The organism is Melghirimyces thermohalophilus (genome assembly GCF_900102685.1).
Lineage (GTDB): Bacteria > Bacillota > Bacilli > Thermoactinomycetales > DSM-45169 > Melghirimyces > Melghirimyces thermohalophilus.
This window is the reverse complement of sequence record NZ_FMZA01000002.1, coordinates 211,363-232,627: the sequence shown is the minus strand read 5'-3', so window position 1 is coordinate 232,627 and position 21,265 is coordinate 211,363. Positions and strand designations below refer to the sequence as shown.

Sequence of the window (21,265 nt, the reverse complement as noted above, 5' to 3'; positions counted from 1 at the left end):
GCCTCTTCACGTTCCTGACGCTCCTGTTTCTCCCGAGCTTGGCGCTCCTGCTCCAGCCTCTGTTGCAACAGGCTCGAACCCTCTGTTTGAGATGATCGATCGGATTCGGCGGCAGAAGGGGAAGGAGTCGAGTCCGGCTCTTTCTTTGCAGAACCGGAACGCTTGAACAACTGGTCAAACAAACTGGTGGAATCTCGCTTCTTTAAATAAGAGTCCAACTGGGACGCTACCGACTCCGCCGGTCGATTGAAACTTTTCTGGATCAGTTTGGCCAGCTGTTTGGGAAAGTCCGCCTCGCTCGGCAGCTTTTTGAGCGGCTCGTCCACCAAATTCCCGGAAAAAAGCATATAAAGGAGGTTTCCCCAGTCCATTTTCGGATCGGGCAATGTCCGCCCCTCCACGCCGCAGTATAAAACCTGCAATTCCCCGGTCTCTGTCACACCGATGTTGGCGGGGTGCAACAGCGTATACATGCGGAGGGGCTTTTCCTTCAACACTTTTTCCACGGGAAAGAGGCTTCTCACCCAAGCGATGATCTGGTCTTCTTCCAACTCCCCGCGGGCTACCCGTTGGTGGAGACGCTCCTTGAACGGAACATAGGGACGGATCGTCACCAGTGACCGTTCTTCTGAAAACACTTGCAGATACGGCACGATCAAAGGATGATTTTTTAGTGAAAGGTATTGCTGAATCGCCCGGGGTGGGGCCGGCTTCTGCAAACGGACGTGCTGCAGAAAGTATCGCTTTCCTTCCGCCGATGCGACGGCCAACTCACCCTCAAAAAAAGGTTCCACATGCTCGATGTGGTATGTATCCCGGTATAACTCCCCTATATTAAAAAAAGACAACGTCCTCTCCCCCACTCCTGTTTTTCAAGAGTTCGGCTTCAAGGCTGAATATGATACAACACATCATTTTCAGAATACCACAGCCCCCGCCAATCGTACAGACTAAACGAAAAACCGCCCGCGACGGACGGCTGCATGGAACTATTTCCTTCTGTAGAGATGGCCGTTGGCATCTCTTCTCCAATCCGTGTCAGCAGTTAGGTGAACACCGCCCAGCCACCAGTCGATTCCGCAGGCCGCCAAGCGGTCTTCCGTCCCTATCAAAACCCTTTTTCCCAAGGGAGTCAAGTGGATTCTCCCTTCTCCCGAATCAGACGCCTCCGTTTGGATCAGAGGGGTTTCACAATCGCCCAGTTCATTTAAAATCGCCGCAAAGTGTACATCGCTCAGTCCATCTTCGGGGCATTGCCGGTTTACTTCTCGGAATAAGCTGGAAAAGGGAGGAGACTCTTCTCCGATGATCCGGAGAGCGAGGGCTTCCACCGCATTTAACCCGTTTTCACAGCTGGGAAAGTATTGGATATGTCTGCGTAAAGCCGTAAAAGCATAGGGAAAGCGTCCCGTTTCCCTGTGCAACCAGCGCTCCACATCTCGCGGATCATCGGAGATATAGGCCTGCCAAACTTCGGCGGCCTGTACCAGGTGCTCCTCTTCGATGGGAAGGCGCTCCTCGAACAGGCGCACCAGGTCTCCGTCGGACAGCTGATCAGCCCCTTTAGCGGGCACCTCCACCCAGTCGATCCCTTTTCGATCCCCATCCCGCATACGGGTGAGCAGGTATAAGAGCATCAACTGATCATATCGGTCGGACCCAAACCAGAGAACCACCTGGGTGGTGGAGGGAATTCGGTCCAACCGCTGCTCCTGATAGCGATTGATCATCTTCATCTGTTCCGCCGGGAGCCCGATCCGTTCCTCAAAAAAAGCGGCCCGGCGTTGGATCCATTCTTCTCGCTCCCAGTCAGGTGAAAAGGGACCCAGATCGTACATTTCACGCCAGACAAACACTTCCCCTTTTAGGGGGGTGCACCCGCGCAACCGTTCCCCCCACACGTCTCCATTCACTATATGGATCAACGCTTTTCCCCCTTTACCTTTTGGACTTTATCACCGCACGGGATTTCCCTTCCAGCATGACATATCCCTGTGTTTGTTTCCACATAAAAAGGAGAGCCCTTTTTCCGGTAAACATTTCCCCCTTCTGATCGGGCACCTTGCCCGACGGGTTTCCCCCCGGCTACAATAGAGAAGGAATCAAAAAGGAGGAACACAGTTGACACATCCAAAATCGAGCCATTTACATAAAGAGGCACAAGATGTGATCGTCGGCGGGGTGAACAGCCCCTCCCGCTCATTTCAGGCTGTCGGTCTAGAACACCCTGTCTATATGGCGAAAGGACAAGGCGCTTATTTTTGGGACGAGGATGGCAACCGCTACATCGATTATCTGGCGGCCTTTGGCCCCATCATCCTGGGACATGCCCATCCTCAGGTGACGAAAGCGATCCAAAAGACGGCCGAAGAGGGCGTTTTGTACGGAGCCCCTACAGAGAAGGAGATCCGCTTCGCTCAGATGCTGCGGGAAGCGATTCCCTCCTGTGAACAGCTTCGTTTCGTCAACAGTGGGACCGAGGCGGTGATGAGCACCATCCGCCTCGCCCGGGCTTACACCGGAAAAGATAAGATTATCAAATTCGCCGGTTGTTACCACGGCCATTCCGACTTGGTCCTGGTTGCCGCTGGTTCCGGCCCATCCACCTTGGGCACTCCCGACAGCGCAGGCATCCCCAACAGTATGGCCCATGAGGTGATCACCGTCCCCTTCAATCAGCCAGAAGCGCTGCAGGAGGCGCTGGACAAGTGGGGAGAGCAGGTAGCAGCGGTCCTGGTGGAACCTTTGGTTGGAAACTTCGGGATCGTGGAACCGGCCCCCGGTTTTTTGGAAGCCGTTCGGCAAAAAGCCCATGCCGCCGGGGCACTGGTGATTTATGACGAGGTGATCACCGCCTTCCGCTTTCATTACGGAGCGGTCCAAACTCTATACGGGGTGGAACCTGATCTGACCGCTATGGGTAAGATCATCGGAGGGGGGCTCCCGATCGGCGCTTATGGCGGGCGACGGGAAATCATGGAGAAGGTAGCGCCCAACGGACCCACCTACCAGGCGGGAACCATGGCTGGCAACCCCCTGTCCATGGCGGCAGGAATCGCCTGCTTGGAGGCCCTCGCCCAACCCGGGACGTATGAGGATCTGGAGCGAAAAGGAGCCGCCTTGGAAGAGGGCCTCCGTACAGGAGCCAAGCGGGCCGGCGTTCCGATTCGGATCAACCGGAAATGCGGAGCGCTCACCCTATATTTCACCGACCAGGATGTGACCGATTACGAAGGAGCCGAAAAGGCAGACGGAGCGCAATTTGCCCGGTTTTTCCGATCGATGCTGCGACAGGGGATCTACCTCGCCCCCTCCAAATATGAAGCCTGGTTCCTCACCACCGCCCACTCCGATGACGATGTGGCGAAAACCATTGCCGCAGCAGAGATCGCTTTTACGGAATGTCAATAACCCAGCCTTAAGACAGGAGGGGATTTTCTTGTCGCAGGAACCCATCACCATTTATGACCGAATCGGCGGGTATCCAACGATCAGCCGAATTGTGGAAGCTTTTTATCCCCGAGTACAGCGGGACCCCTTGTTGGCCCCGATCTTTCCCGATGATATCCGGCCGGTCATGGAAAAACAGCGACTTTTTTTGACCCAGTTTTTTGGAGGCCCTCCCCTTTATACCCGGAAATACGGTCCTCCGAGGATGCGGGCTCGCCACCTGCCCTTCCCCATCACTCCCCAACGGGCGGAAGCTTGGCTCCGTTGTATGGCAAAAGCTCTCGATGAGGTGGGGATCGAAGGGAAGGTAAGAGAAGAAATGTGGGGACGGCTTTACATCACAGCCGGCCATATGGTAAACCAGCCCGGGGAAGACCAGGATCCTTCCTCCCAGTAACAAAGAGACCCGGTACCAACTTCGGTGCCGGGCTCTTGTTTTTCGGAGATGTTCGGTTGCTAAAGACGGCGGCTTTTTACCACAACGATGACCCTGTTGATATCTCTCCCCGATGAAGTGTCCGCCGCCGTCAGTCTCTACAAAGCCGCGATAGGACTGGGAACGGCCACCTGTCCGCTCGCGCAGCAACTCTTCTTTTGTTAGTCCCTCACACTATCAGAACCATTCCTCCCCACCTGCCAGCTGTATTGAAACCACTCGATCATCAGGCTCCTCCTTTCGGTTCGATCAACCCTTTCGCTGCAGGCGATACATTTTCCTGCCAACAAAAAGGTCCCCGCCTCGCGGAGCCTTTGCTTAAATCCCGGCAGGCATCAGTTCCGAAGGAGACCAGAACCTTTGGCTGTGACGGGGGGATCTGGCGCTCGGTTTTCTCCTTCGATCATATGTGCCTCCGGTCCATTATCCGGTACCCCGTACTGGTTCGCTTGTCCCTCTCGACGAATCCATTTCCAAAAGACATGTCCAAGGGCGATTCCATAGGTGATCTCCTGCATAATTTTCATGATCACCCCGCCAAACTGCTGATCATACCGGGGGGCGAGGACCGGAAAGAGGGCGCTGGTTTGGCTGAAGGAGGCAAACAGCAGGTGATCGGCAAAGATGATCAAGGCGCAGGCGGGAGTCAACAGGATACCGGCGGCGGCGATGTAGGCCAGTTTGCGCAACGGTGACAAGACTGTCTCCTCCTCCAGCGGCGTCATTACCGGCCACCACATCTGAAAGGCCGCTAGGGTTAAGATGGCGTGGGAAATCAGATGGTACCCTTCATTGCCCATCAAGGAGTCGAAGATCCAGGGGACATGATAGAAGGAGAATAACCCGTTAAACAACACCAAGCCAACAATCGGCCGCCGTCCCCAGTCGGCCCACTTCCGGACCGGGGGGTGTGTCAAGGCCCAGCGCCACATCCAATCCGGTATGCCCCGGATCAACAGAGGCGGCATCACCAAATAGAGGATAGACTGCTGCAGCATGTGCGCACTAAAAAGCTCATGGCCGATCTCGTACAGGGGGCTGCCCAGTGCCAAATACAATAGCGCCAGGCCGATCAGAAACAGCATCTTTCGCCCCGGGGAGACGGAAGTGGCCCTGGGAAACCGGTGTCGGGCTACACCTATCGCCAACAGATACAGGCTGGCCACGCTTACCATCACCATATTCAGGGCCACATTCCACATCCCAGGGGTTAAAAAAGCCCCGATCAGTGCCTCCACCCTTTCCAACCTCCTTTATCGATCCAACCCATCTCAATGGATCATCCCCATCAGGTAAACCACGGTAAAGATGAAAATCCAGACCAAGTCGATAAAGTGCCAGTACAGGCTGGCCACATAAAACTTGGGCGCGTTATGAACGGTAATCCCCTGCTGCCGACCCTGAATGATCAACCCCAAAATCCAGAGCACTCCGAATAACACGTGACTGCCGTGGGTGCCCAGAAGCAAGTAAAAAGAGGATCCGAAAGCACTGCTGGTGATAGTGTGCCCTTCGTGGGCATACTCGATAAACTCATACACTTCCAGCCCTAGAAAAATAGCTCCCAGCAAAATGGTGATCGCAAACCACTTCAGCATTTTATTGGCGTCGTTTTCGTGCATTCCCATGATGCCCAGTACGCTGGTTAAACTGCTGGTGAGCAGAACCAAGGTGGAAGTGGCCACCAGCGGCAGTTGAAACAACTCCTGAGGAGTGGGCCCACCCATGGTGGATCCGCGCAAAGCCAGGTACATGCCGAACATCGTGGCAAACAAGGTGGTCTCAGCCGCCATAAAGAACCAAAAACCAAGGATCTTATTTTTTCCTTCCAGTGTCGCCTTTTCCGGTTCGGCCGGCAGTCCGGCCACTGTCGCCTGTTGATCTTCCACTTTCATCAGCTTTCCACCCCCTTCAGCTCTTCAGGCTCGATGTGATATCCGGGATCCTCTTCAAAGGACCGGATGTACATACACGCGAAGACGACCAGGAGACCGAGGGCCCCCACCCGCCAACTGTGAAACACAAACCCGAACCCGGAGACAAAGAAGCCTAGAGACATCACGAAAGGCAGATAGGCTGGTGACGGCATGTGAATGGGGCCCAGGGGCTCTGCCGCCTGCAGCTTCCCGTCTCCCTCATATTTATCCAGCCACCAGGGATCCAGGCCCCGTACCCGGGGGGTCTGGGCGAAGTTGTAATGAGGAGCCGGTGAGGGCAAGGCCCATTCCAAGGTGCGCCCGTTCCAAGGATCGGGTCCCGCCTCTTTCCCCATGCGCAAGGTCTGGACCAGGTTGTACAGAAAGACGAGGATCCCAGCGGTCATCAGCAGCGCTCCGATGGTGCTGAGCAGGTTTAACAGCTCCAGATTCCGTCCGGACATATAGGTATACACCCGCCGAGGCATCCCCATCAGGCCCAGAAAATGCTGCGGAAAAAAGGTTAGGTGTTGACCCAGGAAAAAGAGCCAGAAGTGGGCTTTCCCCAGCTTTTCATTCAACAGGGTGCCGAACATCTTAGGCCACCAGTAGTAAAGACCGGCGAAGAAACCGAGGATGGTCCCCCCGATCATGACATAGTGGAAGTGGGCTACAACAAAGTAAGTATCGTGAAATTGCAGATCAGCAGGAACCACCGCCAGCTGAACCCCGGTAACGCCCCCCATCACAAATACCACGATGAAACCGGAAGCGAACAGCATCGCAGTGGTAAAACGGATCCGCCCGCCCCACATGGTAAACAGCCAGTTAAACACCTTGATCCCTGTGGGTACAGCGATCGCCATGGTGGCGATGGCAAAGACCGTATTGGCGATCGGGCCCAAGCCCACGGTAAACATGTGGTGCACCCAAACCATGAAGGCGAGAAATCCGATTAGCACCGTAGCAAAGACCATCGAGTTATAACCGAACAGGCGCTTCTTGGAAAAGGTGCTGATCACTTCGGAAAAGATGCCGAAGGCGGGCAACACGATGATGTAAACCTCTGGGTGTCCAAAGATCCAAAAGATATGTTGCCACAAAGTCAGGTTTCCGCCTCCTGCCAAGGTGAAGAAATGCGTGTCGAACAGACGGTCGAACATCAGCATGAACAACCCCGCTGTCAACGGAGGAAAGGCGAACAGAATCAATGCCGAAGTGACAAAGGTGGTCCAGGTGAACAAAGGCATCCGCAGATAGGTCATGCCAGGTGCTCTCATATTGATGATGGTAACCAGAAAATTGATCCCGCTCATCAAGGTTCCCAGTCCGGCAATCTGCAGCCCCAAGACGTAATAATTAACGCCCGGCCCAGGGCTGAATTCGTTTAGGGAGAGCGTGGCGTAACTGGTCCAGCCAGCATCCGGGGCACCTCCGAACAGCCAGCTCAGATTGACCAACAATCCCCCGAACAGGAACAGCCAAACTCCTAGGGAATTCACAAAGGGAAAAGCCACATCCCGGGCGCCGATCTGCAGGGGTACGGCAAAGTTCATCAATCCCAGCAAAACTGGCATGGAGACGAGGAAAATCATCGTCGTTCCGTGCATGGATAACAGCTGGTTATAAATATCCCCCACCACCAGCTGATTGTCGGGAAACATCAGCTGCAAACGCATCAACAGCGCTTCCAAACCGCCGACGGCGAAGAAAAATCCACCTCCCAGCATATAGAGGATCCCGATCCGTTTGTGATCGACGGTGGTGATCCATTCCCAAAGCCAATTGTCCTGCATCCTTTGCAGATACTTTTTGTTGTATCCCCCGGTGAAAATCGCACCGAGGAACATGATAAACACGATCAAGATGATCAAGGTAGCCAAGGGATTCCCTCCTTTACGGTGACAACCCGGGTTACTTCAAGGTTTGCAGGTACTCGACCATGGCATCGAGTTGTTTGTCGTCAAGATGATCAAACCCGGGCATCCGGTTCCCAGGTTTGATTTTTTGCGGATTAACGAGCCATTTCTTCAAATTCTCCCGGTTGTTGTCCAGCGCCCCAGCGACACGGGTCCGGTGACTAAATCCGGTCAGTTCGGGGCCGGTACGTCCCAAAATGTCATAACCGGCCCCCTGGATCGCATGACAGCCGATACAGTTTTGAGCAATCAGCTTGTGTCCCTGTTTTTGCTGTTCCGTTTTCGGCTTGGATTTGGGTTGCTTCCTGGAAGCGATCCACTTTTCAAACTCTGCCGGCGGGTGGGCAATCACTCGAAACCGCATAGTGGCATGGCTGGCACCGCACAACTCTGCGCATTCCCCTTCATAAAGCCCGGGTTCATCCGCCTGAAGAATCAGCCGTTCGGTACGTCCGGGGTTCATATCCTGTTTCCCACCTAGGCTGGGAACCCAGAAGGAATGGACGACATCGTGGGCAGCCAACAGGAACTCCACTTTTCTGCCAGTGGGGATATGGACTTCGTTGGCAGTGGACACCTGATAATCGGGATATTCAAAGCCGAACCAATATTGATAGCCGGTGGCGTTGATACGGAGCGTACCCGGCTCCGGTTCCCGATCTGTCCCGCGAAAGGTAGTGGAGATGGTCGGGACGGCAAGGATGATCAACAGGATGATCGGAACGGTGGTCCACAAAATCTCCAGTTTTTTGCTTCCGGCCACCTGTTCGGGAATCTCATCTTTGTCATCTCCGGGACGTTCCCGGTACTTGATCACCACGTAAATATAGATCGCAGCCACGACGATCACGACCAGGGTCATAATCCCAGTGCTCAGGTTGATCAAGTCCAATTGGGTTTCTCCCACCGGGCCCTTGGGATCCAGTGCAGACATGTGGGGACTACCACAACCGGTCAGCAATCCGAACCCTGCCAAGATGGCCACAATCCACCTGGCTGACAAACATCTCTTCATCAACAGATTCACTCGCTTTCTTTTCCACATCAGAATGGCCGGACTCGCCGGCTTATATTGGAACCGAAAGGGGAGAAAATGCCGCCAGGGCCGTCAAGACCACGGTCAGATAAACCAAGGAATACCGGAACATGCCCCGGGCCCAATCTTTCCCCGCTCCATGCATAGGTCCTCGGAGTGCACAAGCTAAATAGCCTGTGTTGAGCAACCCTGTGATAGCGGCATATGCCATCCCCGCTTCCCCGCGCATTACCGGGAGAAGCGAGGCGGGAACGAGCAGGGCGACAAAAAGAAGGATCTGTTTCTGTGTCGCTTTTGCCCCTTTTACCACAGGCAGCATCGGGACACCGGCCTTACGGTAGTCCTCCGCCTTTAACATCGCCAAGGCAAAAAAGTGGGGGGGTTGCCACAAAAACAAGATGGCGAATAAAATCCAAGCGCTCAGGTCGAGGGAAGCACCAGACGCTGCCCAGCCAACTAAGGGCGGAATGGCCCCAGAGAGGCTGCCCACCACGGTATTGATAGAGGAGACCCGTTTTAGCCACAGGGTGTACACCACGACGTATAAAAAGGAGCCTGCCATCGCCAACCATGCAGCAAGGGGAGCGGCGGTGATGTGGAGCAAGACCACGCCCCCCACTGTCAACAGACCGCCCAGCATACCTGCTGTTTCACGACTGATTCTGCCAGCGGGGACCGGCCGATCTTTCGTTCGCTCCATCAACCGATCCAGATCCCGGTCGATCCCGTTATTTAATGCACAACTTCCGCCCACCACCAGGAGCATACCCAGGAGCGTCAGGGCCAGTTGCTTCGGGTCCGGAGCACCGCCGGTAGCCAACCAATAGCCGACAAAGCAGGCCCAAGTATTGGAGAGGTTGATCCCCGGTTTGGTCAGGGAGAGGGCGTCTCTCCAACCGATGATGAAAGCCGGCTTTTCCAAGGAGCCCCTCTCCGGTCGCACTTCAGGACCGGAAACGGAAAATCGATCCATGACTTCCCTTCCTTTCGATCGGTCGTGACCCAGTCACCCCGAAAGAGATGCCGTTCAGACATTAAGCTTCCTAAAAGGGAGATGAAATATGTAAAAATTGGCCGAACTGGATCTCACCATGGGAAATCCGTTCCAATCGGCAACACCCTTTCTTTCCCTTGACAAAAAAAGACCCCCACTTCACTTGAAGTGGAGGCAAAATCAATCGGTTGGCGGTCGGGGGAGGTTTCCAGTGAGCAGATCTCCCAAAGTGGTCCGGTCCAGCACATGAGCCACCGTGTCCCTCACCACCGCCCACAGCAGCTGCAACTGGCAACCCTCTTCCAAAGGGCAAGGTTCGTAAGCGGTCAGACTGACACAGCTCATGGGGGCGATCGGCCCTTCCAGCTGACGCACCACCTCACCGATCACCACCTTTTCTGGGGGGAGCCTTAAGCCGTACCCTCCGTGGGTTCCCCGTTTGCTTTTTACATACCCATGTGTTTTTAATTGGAGCAAAATTTGTTCCAAATAAGAAGTGGATACCAATGTTTGTGCGGCAATTTCCGACAAGGGGATCAACCGGGTGTCCCGGTTTTTTCCCAGTACGAGCAGGGCGCGGAGTGCATATTCTCCGCGACTGGACACTTTCATAGTTTTCACATTCCTCCGAGGAGGGATTTCCTTTCACTCTCTTTTCTTGCGGATGACAGCGAAGGCCAGACAAAGAACCCACAGGACGGAAAGAGCTCCGTAGACGAAGCTGTGCCACGACTCTGGAATACTGTCAATGGTGCTCAACAACGTCTGCACGTTGATGTTGATAATGAGCCCGCCTACCAACACACCTAATAGATATGAAGGAATCACCTTAACAAACCAAGCGGCAATGGGAGCGGCCACAATACCCCCCGCCATCAGCGCCCCGACCCAAATCCAATCCACATCGCGGAAGCCGAGGGAAATAAGAAAGCCCAAGGTTGCGGACACAGCGATGGCAAACTCACTGGTGTCAACGGAACCGATCACCTTTCTCGCTTCCGTCCCTCGGTGGGAGAGAAGGACGGGAGTGGTCAAGGGACCCCATCCGCCGCCGCCGGTAGAATCAAAAAATCCGGCGAACAGGCCCAGGGGAACGGTCCATCGCCCCGGATGTCTATTCCTTTTTTTTCTTATATTTCCTGCAAACAGAAAACGATAGATCACATAGAAGCCCAATAAAAACAGGAACAAGGCGATATACGGTTTTACCGCCTCCCCTGGCAGGTTGCTGAGAAAACAGGCTCCGACAAAAGCTCCGATCGATCCAGGAATCATCAATCGCCTCACGATGACGGAATCAACATTGCCCAGTTTCCAGTGGGAGAACCCCGCTGCAGCAGTCGTCACCATTTCAGCCATGTGAACGGAGGCCGAAGCGATTGCTGGCGCAACCCCGAACATCAAAAGGAGAGAGGTGGATGAAACTCCATAAGCCATTCCAAGTGATCCGTCGATCAGTTGGGCGACAAAACCGATAAATGCGAGGACGATCAGTTTTTGCATGAACCCCTTCCTCCCTAAAACGCCTTTTAAGATTCGATATTGAGAACTCGACCTTTCTGAGCGTTTTGGTCGGGTTCGTAAGATACGGCATCTTATGCAACGTCCCATCGACTGGTTCCAGCCCATCCGATAGAAAAAAGGCAAAAAAAAAAAGATGCGCTTGTCAAAGCGCATCCTCAGATGAAGGGACTTAATTACCGTAGACAGGGGAATGGGGGGCGGTTTGGAGGGATCGGGTTCGATCCTCCTCCTCTTCTTTGCGGTCCTGCTCCCTTTGTTCCCGAACCCAACGGAAAAAGGTTCGACCCAGGACAGTGCCGTAGGCGATTTCCTGTACAATTTTCATCAGCACTCCGCCAGCTGACTGGTCGTGCAAGTGGCTTAAGAACGCAAACACTTGGGGAGCTCCCTGATACGTATCAAAGAGCAGGATCTGGGAAAAGGCGATCATGGCACAGGCGGGGGTTAATAGCACCCCATCCGCAAAGATGTAGGCCATCTTCTGCAACGGACTTAGTTGATCCCGCTCGGGTAGCGGACATGTCATCGGCCACCACATCATGAATGAACTTATCAACAACACCGTGTGAGCCACGGTCATCAACCATCCGCTCGTCATGATGGTGTCAAAGACGAGCGGCAGATGATAAACCGACATCAGCCCATTAAATGTGAGCAGCGTTAGCAACGGGTGGGTCAGGACGGAAAAAATCCGTTTTCTGACTCTCCCCCGAAAGAGCGGTCGATAAAACCAAGCAGGGAGACCCAGCATCAACAGCGGCGGTGCTACTAAATAGTCGAAGGACATTTCCAGCATATGCGCGCTGAACAGGAGGTGGCCGAAAGAGTGCAACGGGCCTCCCGACACATACAAGAAAGCCAGACCGGAAAAGAATAAAAACCTCTGTTTAGTTGTCGGTGCTTCCAGATTTTCACCCCAACGGTGGCGCCAAGGCCCCGTCACCATCAGGTAGAGCACGCCTACTGCCAAAATCAGTAACAGGGTGGTCGGATTGACCAGGTTCCATACATCAAATGGATTATGGGATCCATGAGCGTGCATACCGGCTCCTCCTTACACGCATGTTCAATAGGGGAACCCCCCTCGCCAACCGGCGAGGGGATCCCTGTTTCCTATCATACGAGGTACTTCAGTGCCACCACACAGATCACCCCGAACAACAGTCCTGTAAATATAAAGGTAACCGTAATTCGATGTTTTTTAAAATCCAGGTGCATAAAGGTGAAAAACTGCATCATTACCTGTATGGCAGCCAAACCGATGATCAGAGGAACCACCATAGCCGGCGGCACAATATCCATCGTTACGGCAGCGAAGGCGATAGCCGTCAACACGATCATTACCGCAAAGGAGGCGAGGTGCTTGGCATCGCTCTCCGTCGCTTGGGACTCCTGCTGCGGTTTCGCTTGTTCCATCTTAGCTTCCATCGATTATCACACCTTCCCCATCAAGTAGACGACGGTAAAGATGAACACCCAAATCACATCGATAAAGTGCCAGTACAAGCTGGCCGAGAAAAATTTCGGTGCCATATCGAGGCTCATGCCCCTGCGCCAAACCTGGACCAGCAACCCAGAGATCCAGAGAACCCCGAACAAGACGTGGGCTCCGTGGGTTCCGAGAAGTGTGTAGAAGGCGGAACCGAAGGCACTACCGGCAAAGGTATGTCCTGCGTGTACATACTCAACAAACTCGTAAATCTCCAAACCGAGGAAAGAGAAACCCAATAGTACCGTGACGCCAAACCAGAGCATCATCTTCTTGTAATTGTTTTGATGCATCCCCAGCACGCCCAACACACTAGTCAAGCTGCTGACCAACAGAATCAGCGTGCTGATGGCCACCATCGGAATTTGGTAAAGCTCTTGGGTGGTCGGTCCATCCAGATTGGAACCTTTCAATGCGAGATAGGTACCGAAAAAGCAGGCGAACATGACGGTCTCAGCACCGATAAAGAGCCACAGACCGAGAATCTTATTACGTCCCTCCATCGTCGCGCGTTCGGGATGGGGAGGCAGTTTTGCCGAAGTTTTTGCTTGTTCCAGTTCGGCGGTACTCATTATGCCTTCACCCCTTTCTCCACTTTTTCGACCTCGTCCGTTTCCACATGATAGCCATGATCTTTCTCGAAGGAACGGACAAACATCATCAGGAAGGCGAAGATCAACCCGAGGGCTCCCACTTCATTGGAACGGAAGACGAAGCCCAAACCGGAGATAAAGAATCCAAGGACGATCACAATTGGCAAATGGTTGTTGCTCGGCATATGGATCGGTCCCAGCGGTTCCGCCGGCTCCATCTCTTTGTTGCCCTTCATCTTCTCATGCCAGAAAGCATCCAGAGCCCGTACCTTGGGAAGCTGGGCGAAGTTGTAGAAGGGAGCTGGAGACGGGATCGACCATTCCAGGGTCCGGCCGTCCCAGGGATCGTTACCGACAGGAACACGGTGACGGTAGCTGTAGATAACATTGACGACGAACAGAATTGTAGCCACTGCCATCATATAGGCGCCGACAGTACTGATCTGGTTGATCAGGGTCAGACCGTCTTCCGGTTGGTACGTAAATACCCGACGCGGCATGCCAAACAGGCCGATAAAGTGCTGAATCAAGAACGTCAGATGGAAGCCGATGAAAAACAGCCAGAAATTCCACTTACCCAGTTTTTCATTCAGCTTGTAGCCAAATATCTTGGGCCACCAGTAGTAGAATCCCGCCAAGATACCGAACACGGTACCGCCGATCAAGACGTAGTGGAAATGAGCCACTACGAAGTAACTGTCGTGATACTGATAGTCCCCCGGGGGAGTGGACAGCATAACACCGGTCACACCGCCCATGACAAAGGTGGGAATAAACCCGACGGCATACAGCATGGCGGTGGTGAAGCGAATTTTTCCGCCCCACATGGTAAACAGCCAGTTAAACACCTTGATCCCTGTCGGGACGGCGATCGTCATCGTAGCGATAGCAAAGATGGAGTTAGCAACCGGTCCCATCCCCACAGTAAACATATGGTGGGCCCAGACCATAAATCCAAGGAAGCCGATCAAAATCGTGGCAAACACCATGGAGGTGTAGCCGAACAGACGCTTCTTGGAGAATGTGGAAATCACTTCGGACATGATACCGAAAGCGGGCAAAACCACGATGTACACTTCCGGGTGACCGAAAATCCAGAAGAGATGCTCCCAGATGATGGGGTTTCCGCCAGCCGCCACATCGAAGAAATTGGCTCCGAAAAGGCGTTCAAACATGATCAGGAACAGCCCAGCGGTCAACGGCGGAAAGCCGAACAGAATCAAAGCGGAAGAGATGAAAGATGTCCAGGTGAACAACGGCATCCGCAGGAAAGACATCCCCTCTGTCCGCATATTGATAATGGTTGCCAGGAAGTTGATCCCAGACATCAGCGTACCGAAGCCGGAAATTTGCAGACCCAGGACATAGTAATCAATCCCCGTGCCCGCACTGTATTCGTTGGCTGCGATTGGCACATAGTTGGTCCAACCGGCATCGGGAGCGTTTCCAAACAGCCAGGACAAATTCATCAAGATGCCGCCGGCGATAAAAAACCAGAGGCCCATGGCGTTCAGAAAAGGAAAGGCGACATCCCGTGCCCCGATCTGAAGCGGAACGATCATGTTCATCAAGGCGAACAAAAGCGGCATCGCGACGAAGAAGATCATGGTCGTGCCGTGCATCGTTAAAAGTTCGTTAAAAGCCCGGCCGACGATAAAATCGTTATTGGGATAAAAGAGCTGCGTCCGGATCAGCAGGGCTTCAATTCCACCCAGGATAAAGAAGAAGCCACCGCCGATACCATACATAATTCCAATTTTTTTGTGGTCAACAGTGGTGATCCAGTCCCACAGCCAGTGAGAGCGGAACCGGTCCATCAGTTCCTTGTTGTAACCACCGGTTAAGATCGCGCTCAAAAACAGAATGAACACGATAATCGTAACCAAGGTAGCCAAGAGTAGTCCCTCCTCCATTCACTGCAGACGCGGTTTTATGTAATAACCCGCGTGAACCTGAATCACTCCAGGCTTTGCAGATAGGCTTTCAGATTGTCCATATCCTCATCACTCAAGAAATCAAAAGACGGCATGTAAGTCCCCGGTTTCACCTGCTCGGGATGTTTCATCCATTTTTCCAGGTTCTCATCATTGTTTTCCAGGAGACCTGCGATTTTGTTTCGCTCAGCAAACCCAGTCAAATTTGGAGCTTTTTCCCCTTTGGTTTTCATCTGAGTGCCGTCAATAGCGTGGCAACTCATGCAGTTCTGAGTGAAGACTTCCTTACCAGCTTTTTGCTCGGCGGTCTTCGGTTCGGAGGAAGGATTCTTCCTTTTTTCCACCCATTTGTCAAAGTCCTCTTTTTCCTGAGCGACAACCTGGAAGTTCATCAGCGCGTGTCCTGCCCCGCACAACTCAGCACATCGTCCTTCGTAAGTACCCGGCTCATCAGCATCGATCCACATTTTGTTGGTGCTCCCCGGGTTCAAGTCTTGTTTACCGGCCAATTCCGGTACCCAGAAGGCGTGAATCACATCATCGGAAGTCAGTTCCAGATAGACCTTTTCATCTGTAGGGATATGGAGTTGCTGCGCAGTTTTGATGCCCAGATCCGGATATTCAAACTCCCACCAATACTGATGGGCCGTCACCTTCACCCGAAGCGGATCCTCATCCTTCGGCGCCTCCTCGGCAAGGGAGAAGGTATGCGTTAAGGTGGGTACTGCTAAAATAGCCAGCAAGATGATGGGAATCACAGTCCACAGCATCTCCAGCTTCATGCTTCCTTCAACCTGTTTGGGGATGCTGTTGTCCCCCGGTTTCTGACGGTAACGAATCAATACATAGATAAAGATAGCCAAGACCACAGCGACGACAAAAGTCATGATGTAAATACTCAACATGATCACGTCGAGACTGCCTTCACCAGCCTCCCCTTTCGGGCTAAAGACCGTTCTGTCCGGCTCTTCACATCCGGTCATCACAAGGGTAAATATAGCGAAAATGGATAATAGTAGCGCTAAACGCTTCCCTCGTCTCATACCGTTTAACCCCGCTTTCTCTCATCAAATCATTCCTGGGCCGATCTATATTGTATATCAAAACAACGCCGCCGGCTGTATGGAAATAACAGTCAAACGGCTGTTGAACGCCAAAGGCGTAGATCCGGCACTCGGCCATCAGCCGAAGAGTACCGGATCGATCAGCATGGCGACTTGCATCAATGTGAGGTAGAACAGCGAGTACAGAAACATCTTGCGGGCCCATCCCTCGTGTTCTTCACCGGACCAGCCGGCGACACCGAGGTAGAACCAGCCGCCCCCCAATAGGAGCGCCATCGCCAAGAAGAGCCAACCGACGACACCGGTCATCCAGAGGAGCAGGGAAACCGGCAGCATCATTCCCACAAAGAGGATCGTCTGCCGCCTGGTATCTTTCTGTCCCTTCACCACCGACCACATGGGGACGCCGGCCGTACGGTAGTCTTCTTCCTTCATCATGGCCAGGGCATAGAAGTGAGCCGGCTGCCAGACAAACATAAACAGGAAAAGCATCCATGCTGCCAGGCCCAGCGTTCCTTCCACCGCCGCCCAGCCGACCAAGGGTGGAATCGCCCCGGAAAAGCTGCCGACAATCGTGTTCCAAATGGTGGTCCGCTTGGTCCACATGGAATAGATGACTACATAGACGATATAGCCAAATGCAGCCAGGAGAGCCGACAGCGGGTTGACCAGAATACTGAGCAGGGCCACACCGGCCACTCCCAAAAGAATCCCCGTCCAGAGTGCCGACTGCGGTCGGATCCGCCCGGCAGGGATCGGTCGATCCTGGGTCCGTCCCATCTGCGGGTCGATATCCCTGTCGATATAGTTGTTGACTGCACACCCACCGGCGATCACCAGAGCTGTCCCCAAAAGGGTGACAAGCAGGAGGGTGAAGTTGAATGTATCATGACCGGCCAACCAAAATCCTGTAAAGGTAGCCATCAGATTGGAGGCATTGATCCCCGGCTTGGTCAGGATCCAATAATCCCTCCACGAGGCTTTGGCCGTTGTCTCGGAAGCCCCCGCCAGGAGCTGTTGTGTCATAGGTCGTTCCACGGTACCCCTCCTTTCTATGGACCGGGCCCGCTCCAGTTCGGTTGCATTGCCCCCCTTCTGAGCAGGTCCTCTTCAGCGCATCCGTTGCCGGTTCACTTCCGCCTCCCCAAACTCCCCAAAAGACGGGAAACGGACATAAAACTGCGCTGGAACTCCCCATCTTCAAAACGCGTTCTTGATCTAAGGGGACCCAGCGTAGATTCCCCCGGCGGTGAGGGCTAAGCCCTATTAGCGCCGGAACCAGCCTTATATCACCTGTGCCGACGGTGCCAACCAAATGATGGAAAACCGCAACAGACGGCGTTTGGTAGGAATGGCATCATAGTTCATTTACATTGTAGATGAGCCAAAAGAATAACGTCAAGTAAGACCGGAAAAGGTTCAAAATATGGATACATTACCACTGAGAACGCTTTCTCTGCAGACAAAAAAACATCCGGTTTCCCGGATGGCGTGGGGCTGCCTACTTATTCCTCCGATTTCACAGCAGGGGCGTTCAGCCATTTCGTAACCTGTACACAGGTTCCTTTCCCCTCTAGCGCACGAATGGCAAAATCATCCATCAAGTCCCGCACCTGCCGCAACCCATATCCTTCTGTCGATACCAGGGATTCGGAAGCACGGATCACCTCGTCCAAGTCTTCAATCCCCGGGCCGAAGTCTTGAACTACGATGCGGATCCCCGGTTTATCCCCCTCGATCGACTCCACTCGGACAACCCCTTCCTCGGCATGGTGCACCACATTGCGCGCCAGTTCCGAAACAGATTGCACGATCCGGCTCTGGTCCAGTTCACTAAACCCCATCTCCTTGGCCATTTCCCGCACTTTGCTGCGGATATTAACCACGTCCCATTCATATTTAATCGGGATTACCGTATTCAATCTCTCGCTCCCCCCCAACCGGTTCACGGTGTACCGGGATTTACTACCGGCACATCGGACCTGTCCAAATCTTGTACTTTAAACAGGCGGGCGTACTTCCCTCCCAATGCCATCAATTCATCATGCGTCCCGCTTTCGACAATCTGTCCTCCCTCGACCAAGCAGATCCGGTCCGCATGGGTGATCGTCGACAGCCGGTGAGCCACGATCAGTGTGGTGCGCTTTTCAGCCAACCGATTGAGCGACTCCTGAATCAGCTGTTCGGACTTCAGGTCCAGGGCGGAAGTCGCCTCGTCGAGAATCAAGATGGAGGGATCTTTCAAAAACACCCGAGCGATGGCCAACCGCTGTTTTTGCCCCCCGGAAAGTTTAACCCCCCGTTCCCCGATTTCCGTGTCGTAACCTTGAGGCAGATCGATGATAAACTCATGGGCATTAGCCGCCTGGGCAGCAGCCACCACTTGCTCCATCGGGGCATCCGGGTTGCCCATCCGGATGTTATCCAGGACACTGCCACTGAACAAAATGTTGTCCTGGAGCACCATCCCGATCTGTTGGCGAAGACTTTTCAGTTTCCAGTCGCGCACATCGACGCCGTCCACTTCCAGCCTTCCGCCAGTTACATCGTAAAAGCGGGGAATGAGAGAGACGATAGAGGATTTTCCTCCGCCACTCATCCCGACCAAGGCGATGGTCTGTCCGGGTTGGATGTCCAGATGGATCCCTTTTAGTACCTCTTCATCGTTACCGAAATACGAAAAATGAACATCCTTAAAGGAAATCTGTCCTCGCGCCCGGTCCATGGAACGGGCACCTGGACGGTCGGTGATATCGTAGGTTTCATCCATCAGTTCAAACACCCGATCCATCGAGGCCAAAGCTTGGGTCAGTGTTGTCGACGCGTTGACCAGGCGGCGGATCGGAGAATAAATGAGCTGCAGGTAACCGTAGAAAGCCGTCATTTCCCCAATGGTCAGGTCCCCGTCAAGCACCTGAAAACCAGCGAAGGCGATGACCAGAATCGGGGCAATATCGGTAATCGTATTCACCACGGCAAAGGTGCGGGCATTCCAACGAGAATGATCCACCGCTTTTTCTAGATAATGACCGTTGCGGTGATTAAACTGTTCCTGTTCGTAGTCTTCTAGATGAAAGGCGCGAATCACGGAAATCCCTTGGATACGCTCATGAAGGTGGCCCTGCATTTCGGCGAGTGCCTGGGACCGCTCCTTGGTCAGCCGCTTCAGCCCCTTGTAGAAATACTTCACCGCCACCCCATACAAGGGAAAGACGGAGAGAGCCACCAGCGTCATCAACGGATCCATCCATAGCATGATACTGATGGCGATCGTCAAAGTGATCAAATCCAGCCATATATTCATCATCCCGGTGACGACAAATTCTTTGGTCTGTTCCACGTCGTGAATCACCCGGGAAATAATCTGCCCCACCTTCTGATTGTTGTAGAAACGGAGAGACAGTTTCTGCAAATGATCAAACAGCCGTTTGCGTACGTCAAACAAGACGCGGCTGGCTGTCCATTGAGCGAAATATTGACGATAGTATTCAATCGGATACCGCAAAACGGTAAAGACAAACAAAGCACCGGCAACCACCTGAGTCAGGTTGGTCACCTTTTCCTCGACGGGTACATCCGCCAGCAAAATATCATCAACAACATATTTGAGGATGAGCGGCAACAACATGGGAATGGCGAACTTGAGTATACCGACCCCCATCGTGGCCGCAATCTGCATCCGGTAAGGGCGAACAAATCGAAGATATCTCCGAACACTGCCCAACCGACTTCAACTCCCTAATTGATCAGTTCTGGAAAATCACTTATGTTTCCATCCCTATTATAACAGAGGAGACAAATACGCTCGGGAAGAAGAAAAAATGTAACAAGAACGTACACCTTGTCCATCCTCTTTTCCCATATAACGATTCCTTCGGCGACAAGGTTTTTGCAATCCGTCCTTGAAACGAGAAAAGCCGCCCCTTCGAGCGGCCGTTATCCTTCCCCTATCAGCTGCGGGCTTTTTCCAGAGCCGGTAACAGCTTGTTATTCAAGATTTTGATATAGGTTCCTTTCATCCCGAGGGAGCGGGATTCCACCACACCAGCACTTTCCAGTTTCCGCAGGGCGTTGACGATCACGGAACGGGTGATGCCTACCCGGTCGGCAATTTTGCTTGCGACCAAGAGTCCTTCATTACCTTCCAGTTCGTTGAAAATGTGCTCTGCCGCTTCCAACTCACTGAAGGAGAGGGAATTGATCGCCAATTGAACCACAGCCCGGCCGCGAGCCTCCTCTTCGATTTTTCCGGCCCGCTCCCGCAAGACTTCCATCCCGACGACGGTAGCGCCGTACTCAGCGAGAATCAGATCGTCATCGACAAATTTATCATTGATCCGGGACAGCACCAGCGTTCCCAGATGATCCCCACCGCCCACAATCGGAACCAACGTAGTGTAGCCGTGTTTAAACATATCCTTCATTTCTACCGGATATGCGGTCAAAGGATCATCGACGCTGATGTTGGAAGACGTCTTCTCCACATCCATCAGTTGCGTAGCATACTCTTCCGGAAATTGCCGTTCTTTCAAATACGACTGCATCCGTTCATTCTCAATATCGTGGTTGATCCCCAGTCCCAGAATCTCTCCTTCGGGACTGACCACGTAAATATTGGCACCAATCACATCGGAGAGGGCGCTGGCTACCTGATCAAAGTCCACCAGGTGATGCCCCACATTTTTTTGAAGGATCTTGGAGATCCGGCGCGTCTTATCTAACAGATCCATCTTCGTTCCCTCCTGCCACAATTTCTTTTTATATTCACAAATATCACGGTAATCTGTGACCGACCTTTTGGTCGGGAGCGGTTTTTATGCATACTGTGAAAGTCGTGAGTTTGACCCACACCTCTCCTATTATGCAATGTTCGACTCGACCACGCATCCAACTTGTGTGAACAGTTTTTG

The 21,265-nt window shown here is 53.2% G+C and carries 20 protein-coding genes; 2 read left to right on the top strand and 18 right to left on the bottom strand.

What is annotated here, in order from left to right:
• Together BLP91_RS02455 and BLP91_RS02450 are read right to left on the bottom strand one after the other, a co-directional pair.
• Positions 1–848, bottom strand: an 848-nt coding sequence (locus BLP91_RS02455; RefSeq protein ID WP_143003437.1) for a hypothetical protein, incomplete at its 3' end; no start/stop codon positions are given.
• Positions 849–989: 141 nt separating this feature from the next.
• Positions 990–1,925: a DUF1835 domain-containing protein gene (locus BLP91_RS02450; protein WP_091566321.1), complete on the bottom strand. Its 936-nt coding sequence runs from the start codon at positions 1,923–1,925 to the stop codon at positions 990–992.
• 196 nt (positions 1,926–2,121) lie between these two features.
• On the opposite strand from BLP91_RS02450, the gene BLP91_RS02440 reads away from it, so the two are divergent.
• Together BLP91_RS02440 and BLP91_RS02435 are read left to right on the top strand one after the other, a co-directional pair.
• Positions 2,122–3,411 carry a glutamate-1-semialdehyde 2,1-aminomutase gene (locus tag BLP91_RS02440; protein ID WP_091566317.1) on the top strand — a complete coding sequence of 430 codons (1,290 nt, stop codon included), beginning with the start codon at positions 2,122–2,124 and terminating at the stop codon, positions 3,409–3,411.
• Between the two features lie 28 nt (positions 3,412–3,439).
• Positions 3,440–3,847, top strand: coding sequence for a globin domain-containing protein (locus BLP91_RS02435; protein WP_245662000.1), 408 nt, complete (start codon positions 3,440–3,442; stop codon positions 3,845–3,847).
• 374 nt (positions 3,848–4,221) lie between these two features.
• Here BLP91_RS02435 and BLP91_RS02430 read toward each other — a convergent pair whose 3' ends face one another.
• The 16 genes from BLP91_RS02430 to codY form a co-directional block, all read right to left on the bottom strand.
• Complete coding sequence (locus BLP91_RS02430; protein ID WP_091566314.1) at positions 4,222–5,124, bottom strand: cytochrome c oxidase assembly protein; 903 nt, start codon at positions 5,122–5,124, stop codon at positions 4,222–4,224.
• A gap of 33 nt (positions 5,125–5,157) precedes the next feature.
• Complete coding sequence (locus tag BLP91_RS02425) at positions 5,158–5,781, bottom strand: cytochrome (ubi)quinol oxidase subunit III (RefSeq protein WP_091566312.1); 624 nt, start codon at positions 5,779–5,781, stop codon at positions 5,158–5,160.
• Positions 5,781–7,598 (bottom strand): cytochrome c oxidase subunit I, encoded by a 1,818-nt coding sequence (ctaD, locus tag BLP91_RS02420; RefSeq protein ID WP_245662010.1) that lies wholly within the window; start codon positions 7,596–7,598, stop codon positions 5,781–5,783. The genes BLP91_RS02425 and ctaD (BLP91_RS02420) overlap by 1 nt, the downstream gene beginning before the upstream one ends.
• Positions 7,599–7,716: 118 nt before the next feature.
• Positions 7,717–8,706 (bottom strand): cytochrome c oxidase subunit II, encoded by a 990-nt coding sequence (gene coxB, locus BLP91_RS02415; protein WP_245662009.1) that lies wholly within the window; start codon positions 8,704–8,706, stop codon positions 7,717–7,719.
• Positions 8,707–8,788: 82 nt separating this feature from the next.
• Positions 8,789–9,730 carry a heme o synthase gene (gene cyoE / locus BLP91_RS02410; protein WP_091566308.1) on the bottom strand — a complete coding sequence of 314 codons (942 nt, stop codon included), beginning with the start codon at positions 9,728–9,730 and terminating at the stop codon, positions 8,789–8,791.
• Between the two features lie 201 nt (positions 9,731–9,931).
• Complete coding sequence (locus BLP91_RS02405; RefSeq protein ID WP_091566306.1) at positions 9,932–10,363, bottom strand: RrF2 family transcriptional regulator; 432 nt, start codon at positions 10,361–10,363, stop codon at positions 9,932–9,934.
• 33 nt (positions 10,364–10,396) lie between these two features.
• Positions 10,397–11,254, bottom strand: coding sequence for a sulfite exporter TauE/SafE family protein (locus BLP91_RS02400; RefSeq protein WP_091566304.1), 858 nt, complete (start codon positions 11,252–11,254; stop codon positions 10,397–10,399).
• A 190-nt stretch (positions 11,255–11,444) separates the two neighbouring features.
• Complete coding sequence (locus tag BLP91_RS02395) at positions 11,445–12,317, bottom strand: cytochrome c oxidase assembly protein (protein ID WP_091566302.1); 873 nt, start codon at positions 12,315–12,317, stop codon at positions 11,445–11,447.
• Positions 12,318–12,391: 74 nt separating this feature from the next.
• Positions 12,392–12,703, bottom strand: coding sequence for a cytochrome C oxidase subunit IV family protein (locus BLP91_RS02390; RefSeq protein WP_091566301.1), 312 nt, complete (start codon positions 12,701–12,703; stop codon positions 12,392–12,394).
• A 6-nt stretch (positions 12,704–12,709) separates the two neighbouring features.
• Positions 12,710–13,336 carry a cytochrome (ubi)quinol oxidase subunit III gene (locus BLP91_RS02385; RefSeq protein WP_091566299.1) on the bottom strand — a complete coding sequence of 209 codons (627 nt, stop codon included), beginning with the start codon at positions 13,334–13,336 and terminating at the stop codon, positions 12,710–12,712.
• Positions 13,336–15,174 carry a cytochrome c oxidase subunit I gene (gene ctaD / locus BLP91_RS02380; RefSeq protein ID WP_143003439.1) on the bottom strand — a complete coding sequence of 613 codons (1,839 nt, stop codon included), beginning with the start codon at positions 15,172–15,174 and terminating at the stop codon, positions 13,336–13,338. Before ctaD (BLP91_RS02380) ends, BLP91_RS02385 begins: the two co-directional genes overlap by 1 nt.
• Before the next feature lie 140 nt (positions 15,175–15,314).
• Positions 15,315–16,334, bottom strand: coding sequence for a cytochrome c oxidase subunit II (gene coxB, locus BLP91_RS02375; protein WP_091566295.1), 1,020 nt, complete (start codon positions 16,332–16,334; stop codon positions 15,315–15,317).
• 138 nt (positions 16,335–16,472) lie between these two features.
• Entirely contained in the window at positions 16,473–17,393 is a 921-nt protein-coding gene (cyoE, locus tag BLP91_RS02370; protein ID WP_245661999.1) for a heme o synthase, read from the bottom strand.
• Between the two features lie 467 nt (positions 17,394–17,860).
• Positions 17,861–18,277, bottom strand: a complete 417-nt coding sequence (locus tag BLP91_RS02365; protein WP_091566294.1) for an anti-sigma regulatory factor — start codon at positions 18,275–18,277, stop codon at positions 17,861–17,863.
• 23 nt (positions 18,278–18,300) lie between these two features.
• Positions 18,301–20,079: an ABC transporter ATP-binding protein gene (locus tag BLP91_RS02360; protein WP_091566292.1), complete on the bottom strand. Its 1,779-nt coding sequence runs from the start codon at positions 20,077–20,079 to the stop codon at positions 18,301–18,303.
• A gap of 226 nt (positions 20,080–20,305) precedes the next feature.
• Positions 20,306–21,085 carry a GTP-sensing pleiotropic transcriptional regulator CodY gene (gene codY, locus BLP91_RS02355; RefSeq protein ID WP_091566290.1) on the bottom strand — a complete coding sequence of 260 codons (780 nt, stop codon included), beginning with the start codon at positions 21,083–21,085 and terminating at the stop codon, positions 20,306–20,308.
• Positions 21,086–21,265: the final 180 nt, after the last annotated feature.